Here is an 8,593-nt window from a genome sequence, read left to right as displayed (position 1 = left end):
TACCGGAAAATTATAGCGGTACGGTCTATATTTGTCCTATGCATCCAGAAGTAAGAGATGTTGAAAAAAGTGACTGCCCAATATGTGGCATGTTTCTTAAACCTGAAGACGAAGTTGCTAAAGATGATAGTCACGCTAGCTGTCATGGAAAGGATACTGATAGTAGCGGAGTAAAATCTGTTAAAGGCGGTAAATACGATAAAGTACCTGCTGATTACGATGGCACGGTATATACCTGTCCTATGCATCCTGAAGTGAGAGACGTTAGAAATAGCGGTTGTCCGATATGTGGTATGGCGCTTGAGCCCGAAACGCTTACTATCGGTGAAGAGGACACCTCAGAGCTTGACGACATGACTCGTCGTTTTTGGATATGTACCGTGTTGACTGTACCGCTATTAATATATGTGATGAGCGGTATGTTTGACTTAAACGTAGTTAATTTTAGTCAGTATGGTATCTCCTCAAAGATCTTACAATGGGCTGAGTTAGTGCTCGCGACCCCTGTAGTGCTTTGGGGCGCCGCCCCGTTTTTCGTCCGTGGCTGGCAGTCTATAAAAAGCCGCAATCTAAATATGTTTACCTTGATTGCGATAGGCGTAGGCGCTGCTTATATTTTTAGTATTGTCGCGACCTTTTTTCCCGATATTTTCCCAGACAGTTTCAGAGATGCCTCTGGTCAAGTCGGAGTCTACTATGAAGCGGCAGCGGTCATTGTGACCTTGGTGCTACTGGGTCAAGTATTAGAGCTCAAAGCTAGAAGTCAAACTTCAGGTGCGATTAGAGCTTTGCTTGAGCTCGCACCACCAACCGCAAGACGTGTCGATGAAAACGGTGAAGAAGTCGAAGTCTCGCTTGATGAGGTCGTCACTGGCGATAAGCTACGGGTTAAACCAGGTGAGAAACTACCCGTAGATGGTACAGTGATCGATGGTAATAGTAATGTTGATGAATCAATGGTGACGGGTGAGCCAATCCCTGTATCAAAAGTAGCAGGAGATACAGTGACTGGTGGTACGGTAAATGGCACCGGAACGCTATTAGTCGAAGCGGTCAATGTTGGAGCAGATTCAGTATTATCTAAAATTGTACAAATGGTTGCTGAAGCCCAGCGTAGCCGCGCACCTATACAGAAATTGGTAGATAAGGTAGCTGGGTGGTTCGTACCGATCGTGCTTATTTGCTCCGTCATTACCTTTATTGTCTGGGCGATATTCGGCCCTGAGCCCGCTATGACCTATGCTTTGGTTAACGCGATTGCGGTACTGATTATTGCTTGTCCTTGTGCCCTTGGTCTAGCGACGCCGATGTCCATTATGGTTGGTACCGGCAAAGGCGCGCAAAACGGCGTCCTCATCAAAAATGCTGAAGCGTTAGAGAGTATGGAAAAAGTCGATACCATTGTCGTCGACAAGACCGGAACACTGACCGCTGGTAAGCCCGAGCTTACCGCAATTGATGCGCAGGTAGGTCAAGATGAAGACGAGTTCCTCGCATTGGTAGCCTCAGTAGAAAGCGCTAGCGAGCATCCTTTAGCAGAAGCTATCGTTAGAGCAGCTCAAGAAAGATCACTCATTATTCCTAAAGCTACTGACTTTAATTCGACTACTGGCGAAGGCGTACAAGCCGTGGTCGATGGTAAGAAAGTCGCTATTGGTAACTCTAAGCTTATGGAAAGCCTAAATAGTTTTGATAATGAGCTGTCCACTAAAGCTGATGTCCGTAGAAAAGACGGTGAAACGGTAATGTTTGTGGCTATAGACGGTAAAGCTGCTGGTATTATTTCAGTTGCTGACCCTATTAAACCAAGCACTAAAGAGGCTATTTCACTGCTTCACGACGCAGGTTTAAAAGTTGTGATGCTAACCGGTGACAACGAAAAAACCGCGCAGGCAGTCGCCAATAAACTAGGTATTGATGAAGTTCATGCGGATGTCTCACCAGAGGATAAAAACCGTATCGTCAAAGAAATGCAAGACAGCGGTAAATTGGTCGCTATGGCGGGTGATGGTATCAACGACGCACCAGCGCTAGCGCAAGCTAATGTTGGTATCGCTATGGGAACCGGTACCGATGTGGCGATGGAGAGTGCGGGCATTACCCTGCTAAAAGGTGATTTAATGGGCATTGCCAAAGCTTATAAGCTTAGCCACGCCACCATGCGCAATATCAGACAGAATCTGTTTTTTGCCTTTATCTACAATGCACTTGGTGTTCCTATTGCCGCAGGTGTGCTCTATCCCATATTTGGGCTTCTGCTCAGTCCGATGATAGCAGCGGCAGCGATGAGCTTGTCGTCATTCTCGGTGATTGCTAACGCGCTGCGATTGCGCCGTTTGAAACTATAATTCTGGTACGGTAAAAAGTGTTCTAAAGCACACTGACACATACTGGTCTAAACAAGATCACAAAATATAAGGATACCGTTATGGGCAGCTTTTCTATTACACATTGGCTGATTTTATTGGTCGTAGTGGTGGTCGTATTTGGTACTGCCAAGCTTAAAAATGCAGGTAAAGATTTAGGCGGTGCGGTGAAGGGTTTTAAAGAAGCGGTCAAAGATGAAGAACCTGAGAATGCTCGCAAAAATCATGTGCTTAGCCATGAAAATAGTACGCCAGCTGCAAGTAATGATTTAAATACGCGTGTAGGTAATCAGGCTGATGATATGGAAATCAGCCCTATTTCCACTGATGACCAGCCTAAAGTATGAAGCGCGCCGCTTATAAATAGCGGCACTAAGTAGTCTATTAATATATGTGACTGTTATGTTTGATATTGGGTTTTCCGAATTACTCTTGTTTGGCGTCATTGCTTTAATCGTATTGGGCCCAGAAAAACTGCCGCAAGCCGCACGTACCGCTGGGCAATGGTATGCCAAATTGCGTCGCACGATTTCAACCTTACAGTCTGATATAGAGTCTGAGCTTGATTTGGCTGAGACACGAAAACAGATGCAAGATGAGCTGGCAAAGATTCGTCAGACTGAGACAGACATGCGGCGTGAGTTAGCCGAGATGCGCGGTAGTATGGATAAGTTTGAAAACTCGCAAAACCAAAGCTTAGATACTTCCTATCAGTCAAACACTCCTCAGCAGCAAAATCATCAGCCAGATACTTCCTCTTCTTCAGCTATAGAGAAGGGGGATAAATGAGCTTATTTAAACGGCAAAAAAGTCGACAAGAAAAAATAACAGATATAGAGTTTGAGGCGCCAACAGATACAACACAGAATAGTGAGTCTGGAGATACGTTAGGTACGCTTGGCGATATGCCTATTACCGGACATTTAATCGAGCTGCGTACGCACTTAATAAGAATATGCGTGGTCGTCTTAATTATATTCTTAGTATTGGTGGGATTTTCACGCGAGCTTTATAATCTTTTATCAGACCCATTAGTGGCGCAGTTACCCATCAATTCGACCATGATTGCCACTGATATTACCTCGAACTTTATGGCACCTATTCGCTTGACGATTTTCGTTGCTGCATTTGTAGTGATGCCGTATATTCTGTATCAAATTTGGTCATTTATAGCGCCTGGATTATATAAAAAAGAGAAAAAAATCACTATTCCAGTGCTGATATCTTCGATATTCCTATTTTATTCTGGTGTCGCTTTTGCCTACTTTGTGGTACTCAAAGGCGTATTGAAGTTCTTTATTTTATTCGCTCCGCAAAACGTTATACCTATGACCGATATCGACAGTTATTTAAGCTTTGCGCTAAAGTTATTTATGGTATTTGGACTCACTTTTGAGATTCCAGTGGTTACTTTATTATTGATAATGGTCGGTATCATATCCACTCAGAGTCTAGAGAGTAAGCGCCGATATATCATCGTCGGTTGTTTTGCTGTGTCAGCGGTAGTCACACCGCCCGATGGGGTGTCAATGCTATTGCTCGCGATTCCAATGTGGCTACTGTTCGAGTTAGGTTTGTTTTTAGCGAAAGTACTCATTAAAGAAGAGCGTAAAACCGTATAACCTTGCAAAGTAGCTAATTTATAAACTAGATATATTGCAAATTAAGTATCTTGCAAAATGACTATTTCGTAAAGTAACTATAAAAATAACCTTATCTTAAACATTTAAGACACTTTTTTTATTTTGGCTGTCCCCTAAACCCTATCAGTACATTCAACTTAGTAATGAGATTTAAATGGAATCCCTAATTAATAATAAAAACAAAACGAATGATAATCTGGCAAATCAGCTTAATCAAGAGTGCTATTGCCGTACTTTAGATCGTAAAGCGCTTAATAACAGCCTGCAAGATCAATTAGTAAACACAAGAGATAATCCACTAGGAGCCAATGAGCTTAATAAGCTGTTTTCAGCGACACCGGTGTTCGTCCCTAAGACAGAGATAGAAGCAATGGTGCGAATCATCGCAGCTATTGAGTCGACTGCTAGACTACCGTCATATCAACAGCAAGTACTGTCGTGGGCACCCAATATCGCGGCTTTCGATCCGGGGCCAATAGGGGCCTTTATGGGTTATGACTTTCACTTAGGGAGCGATGACCCCAAGCTTATTGAGATCAATACCAATGCTGGAGGCGCATTTTTAAACGTAGCACTTGCCCGCGCACAAAAACACTGCTGTCGCCCCTCAGAGCAAAGTGTTGCTACTACTAAAATGCTTGATGGGTTTGAAGAAGCGGTCGCTAATATGTTCATACAAGAATGGCAGCGACAATCGGCAACTAGCATGCCCAATCGCATTGCTATTGTGGATAATGAGCCCAAAAGCCAGTTCATGTATTTGGAGTTTCAGCTGGCCTGCCAACTACTTCAAGCTAAAGGCATTGATACCGTTATACTCGATCCGTCTGAGCTTAACTATGCTGATGGTGTACTGACAGCTCATAGCAAGCCCATTGATATGATCTATAATCGGTTAGTCGATTTCGCCTTTGAAAACCCCAACCACGCCGTGCTTAAAAGTGCCTATTTAGAGGGTGCGGTAGTAGTAACCCCCAATCCGCATGCCCATGCTATATTCGCTAATAAGCGCAACCTGACTTTACTATCCGATACGCAAACTTTGCAGTCGTGGGGACTAGGTGATGATGATGCAGAATATCTAAAAAAGTCAGTACCAACTACCAGAATGGTTACAAAAGAGGATGCAGCAGAATTATGGCGTACTCGGAGACAATTGTTTTTTAAGCCAGTAGCTGGTTATGGTAGTAAGGGCGTTTACCGTGGCAGCAAGATTACCCGCCGCGTATTCGAGACTATTTTAGATGAAAGCTATATTGCGCAGACCTTTATCCCTGCTACAGAGCGATCAATAAAGATTGATGATGTGGTGACGACTAGAAAGGTAGATATACGTCTTTATACCTATGCAGGACAGCTGCTACTAACTGCTGGGCGTATCTATCAAGGCCAAGCGACTAACTTTCGCACACCAGGGGGTGGCTTTGCGCCTGTTTTTCAAGTCTGAACATAGCATGAACATGTAGCTTTGGCTTCTTAAGTAACGTTTACTAGTTTAATTATTCTGCATACCAACTTATCAATAAAACATCATGCTGAATTGGAAAGATGATGATCCAAACCGTTATCCACTACTTCCTGCATTTTGGCATGCCGTTGATTATTGCCTATACTTTTTTTCGTGATGATTACAAACGAGTATATTTGATTCTTTTAGCAACCATGCTGGTAGATTTAGATCACTTGCTAGCAACACCTGTTTTCTTACCTGATCGCTGTAGTATTAATTTTCATCCATTACATACTTACTATGCAATGGCAGTTTATGCGGCTATGCTATTTCTACCAAAGCCCTATAGAATAATTGGTCTAGGATTGTTACTACATATGCTGACTGATTCAAATGACTGCGTAATGACCTATCTGAATAGACTCTAGTGCTTATGCGTAGTCGTTAGCTATAGTGAAAAAATTATACAGGATTAGTTAAAATAAATAGGGTAATCTTCCTTTAATGTCGTTCCTTCCTCAAAAAGGATAAAAAGTGATTCTGGCAATTATAATGGCAGCGATTCTAATCGCTGTCTGCACAGCAATACATTATGGCGTATTAAAATTCTCGTCACAGTTTGTGACGCCGTCGCGCCATCCGGGACACTGCCTTGGGGTCGCAGTTGCCTCAATCGTGCTGGCTCATATCCTTGAGGCACTGCTTTATGCGACTGGCTTTTGGGTTGCTGTGCATAACTTTCAGGTTGGTGACCTCGTCTCGTCCTCATCCAACGGCAGTGCCTCCCTTACCTTTATGGACTACTTTTACTTCTCGCTAGTTAACTACACAACGCTTGGGCGAGGTGACCTCATGCCTAACGGACATCTTCGATTTATGACCGCGATGGAGGCCTTCCATGGTTTCCTACTGATTACAATGTCCGGAACCTTTGTGCTGCAGATCATGAATGGTAAAAAAACCCTTGCAAATTAGCTAAAGACTATTTAGCTAAAGACTATCTCGACTATGTGTAGCATAGGGCTGCATAAACCTATGTCAGGATACTAACGTTATTCTGGCATAAGAAAAATAGTTCAAGTTGTTATAAGGAATAAAGCTATGAATCCAAACAATAATAACTACCATCAGGACATTCATCAGTCTGATACTTCTAATAAAACATTAAATACTAATGACAACTGGATTGAGAAAATATGGGCGTGGGCAGATGAGTTTGAGCTCAAGCATTCTGAAATTCCTCGTAATAAAGAATCACTGTTAGCCCTAAAAAAGCTAGAGATCTTAGAGCCTGAACATGATGAGCAACACTCAAAAGACGTCTATAGAATAGCCTATCTACCCGATGAGCTTACCAACCTTACAAATCTAGTAGATATAACTATCAGTGGCATATGTTCAAGTCATTTACTGCCCAATATCGGTAAGCTCACTAATCTAACCAAACTGTCTATTAGTCACTCTAAACTTGTCGCATTACCTGAGAGCATCGGGCAACTGAGTTATCTTACTGAACTCTTTATTGATCAAAGTGAACTCGAAGCGCTACCTGATAGTATTGGACAACTTCATAACCTTACTAAGATGTTCATTGGTCGCTGTCAGATTCAATGTTTACCTGACAGCATTGGACAGCTTACTAAGCTTACGGTACTTGATATAGTTCACTGTGAGATTGAAGAACTGCCTGACAGCATAGGGCAGCTTATTAACCTCGCTAAGCTTTTTATTAGTTATTGCCCGCTCAAGCACTTGCCTGACAGCATAGGGCAACTCAAAAATTTAAATGACCTTGATCTTATTAACTGTGATCTCAAAGACCTACCTAGTAGTATTGGACAGCTTACCAACCTCAACAAGCTTTATATTAATCGTTGTCGTATTAAAGAGTTGCCCGCCAGCGTTGGACAACTGAGCAGTCTTACAGAGCTTTTTATTACTCATTGTGAGCTTGAAGAGCTACCTGATAGCATAGGCCAGCTTTTGAGCTTAACTCACCTTGACCTGCTTCACCTTGAACTAACGGAGCTACCCGATAGCTTTGGACACCTCATTAACCTTGCTGAGCTTAATATTATCAACTGTAAACTTAAAGTATTGCCTGATAGCATCGGACAGCTCGTTAACTTAACTAAGCTCAATTTTAATCACTCTAAGCTTGAAGTCCTACCTGATAGCATAGGGCAGCTTATTAGCTTAACTGAGCTTTTTATTAGTCATGGCAAGTTTGACAAGCTACCTGATAGCGTAGGTCAACTTACTAATCTAGAGAAGCTTTATATTAACCATTGTAGCCTCAAAGAGCTGCCTGAAATCATAGGGCAACTTAAGAGTCTGACTGAGTTTTTTATCAGTTATTGTAAATTGGGCAAGCTACCTAATAGTATTGGTGAGCTTAATAATCTTGTTAAGCTTGAGCTTGTTTATTGTAATCTTAGAAACCTGCCAGATAGTTTTACACAGCTGAATAGTTTGAGATGTATCAATCTTACTGGTAATCCTCTTGATAGGCTTTCTCCGAGGGTGAAATGTTATTTACGTTCTATTGATACAGTCTACGGTTGGGATAAACAATCATACTCTTAGCGGTTGTGCGATATTCACATCATACTCTTAGCAAACTTCAAACCCCGATATTAATAGCGTCACCCAAGAAAAGTGAATTTCGTACTCCAGCCCTTTACACTGTATAGAGAATAGCATATAGAGCTTTTCCGACTTGTCAGAGCAAGATTTTTCTATGGTATATGCAGATATTGATGATATTTTAAACACCATAATTTTGAGGGACTTACCACCTAATAAGTTATAGTTTCAATAAGAACTTGACCTACTTTAGCGTTAACTATTTCTAGTATCGATCTCAATTTTCAGCATAGCTCAAACTGACTACATCAGTATATTTATACCGACTCTAATGCTTGCTGGCATGCTTGAGCTAAATAAGGGTCAACACTGTCCTGTTTGAGCAGCCATTTAATATAGCCAGTACCTTCAGAGCTCGCAGCTAAATCTGCAATAGCCTCACCCTTATGCTTACCAAAACTTAAGTGTGTGTGTAGTGGCATAATTAAATCGGACCACGCTTAAGAGGTTATACTAACCCAAAAGAAGGAACATAGTATGACTAGCAA

Annotated in this window: 9 protein-coding genes; 8 read left to right on the top strand and 1 reads right to left on the bottom strand. The window is 42.0% G+C overall.

All coding sequences use genetic code 11. The features are described from left to right. The 8 genes from JMY08_RS13690 to JMY08_RS13655 form a co-directional block, all read left to right on the top strand. Positions 1-2,348: copper-transporting P-type ATPase (locus JMY08_RS13690; protein ID WP_227679695.1), on the top strand; the 2,348-nt coding region annotated here is incomplete at its 5' end. 80 nt (positions 2,349-2,428) lie between these two features. Beyond that, a complete protein-coding gene (tatA, locus tag JMY08_RS13685; protein ID WP_011959992.1) occupies positions 2,429-2,713 on the top strand; it encodes a Sec-independent protein translocase subunit TatA in 285 nt (94 codons plus the stop codon). Positions 2,714-2,768: 55 nt separating this feature from the next. Continuing rightward, the gene (gene tatB / locus JMY08_RS13680) at positions 2,769-3,155 is read left to right on the top strand and encodes a Sec-independent protein translocase protein TatB (RefSeq protein WP_192992010.1); all 387 of its coding nucleotides are present in this window, start codon (positions 2,769-2,771) and stop codon (positions 3,153-3,155) included. Continuing rightward, complete coding sequence (gene tatC / locus JMY08_RS13675; RefSeq protein ID WP_201593733.1) at positions 3,152-3,988, top strand: twin-arginine translocase subunit TatC; 837 nt, start codon at positions 3,152-3,154, stop codon at positions 3,986-3,988. The genes tatB and tatC overlap by 4 nt, the downstream gene beginning before the upstream one ends. Positions 3,989-4,163: 175 nt before the next feature. After that, positions 4,164-5,456 (top strand): hypothetical protein, encoded by a 1,293-nt coding sequence (locus tag JMY08_RS13670; RefSeq protein WP_071001775.1) that lies wholly within the window; start codon positions 4,164-4,166, stop codon positions 5,454-5,456. Between the two features lie 104 nt (positions 5,457-5,560). Then, a complete protein-coding gene (locus tag JMY08_RS13665; protein WP_025645701.1) occupies positions 5,561-5,887 on the top strand; it encodes a DUF6122 family protein in 327 nt (108 codons plus the stop codon). Positions 5,888-6,011: 124 nt separating this feature from the next. Continuing rightward, complete coding sequence (locus JMY08_RS13660) at positions 6,012-6,434, top strand: ion channel (protein ID WP_201593732.1); 423 nt, start codon at positions 6,012-6,014, stop codon at positions 6,432-6,434. A 126-nt stretch (positions 6,435-6,560) separates the two neighbouring features. Further along, entirely contained in the window at positions 6,561-8,045 is a 1,485-nt protein-coding gene (locus tag JMY08_RS13655) for a leucine-rich repeat domain-containing protein (RefSeq protein WP_193005964.1), read from the top strand. A 317-nt stretch (positions 8,046-8,362) separates the two neighbouring features. Here the strand turns inward: JMY08_RS13655 and JMY08_RS13650 are convergent, their stop codons facing one another. Beyond that, positions 8,363-8,527 (bottom strand): hypothetical protein, encoded by a 165-nt coding sequence (locus tag JMY08_RS13650; RefSeq protein WP_201593731.1) that lies wholly within the window; start codon positions 8,525-8,527, stop codon positions 8,363-8,365. Between the last annotated feature and the right edge of the window lie 66 nt (positions 8,528-8,593).

This window comes from Psychrobacter sp. Pi2-51 (genome assembly GCF_904846665.1).
Lineage (GTDB): Bacteria > Pseudomonadota > Gammaproteobacteria > Pseudomonadales > Moraxellaceae > Psychrobacter > Psychrobacter glaciei.
Note: the sequence above shows the minus strand (reverse complement) of the source record. Positions and strands in the feature narration are given on the sequence as shown.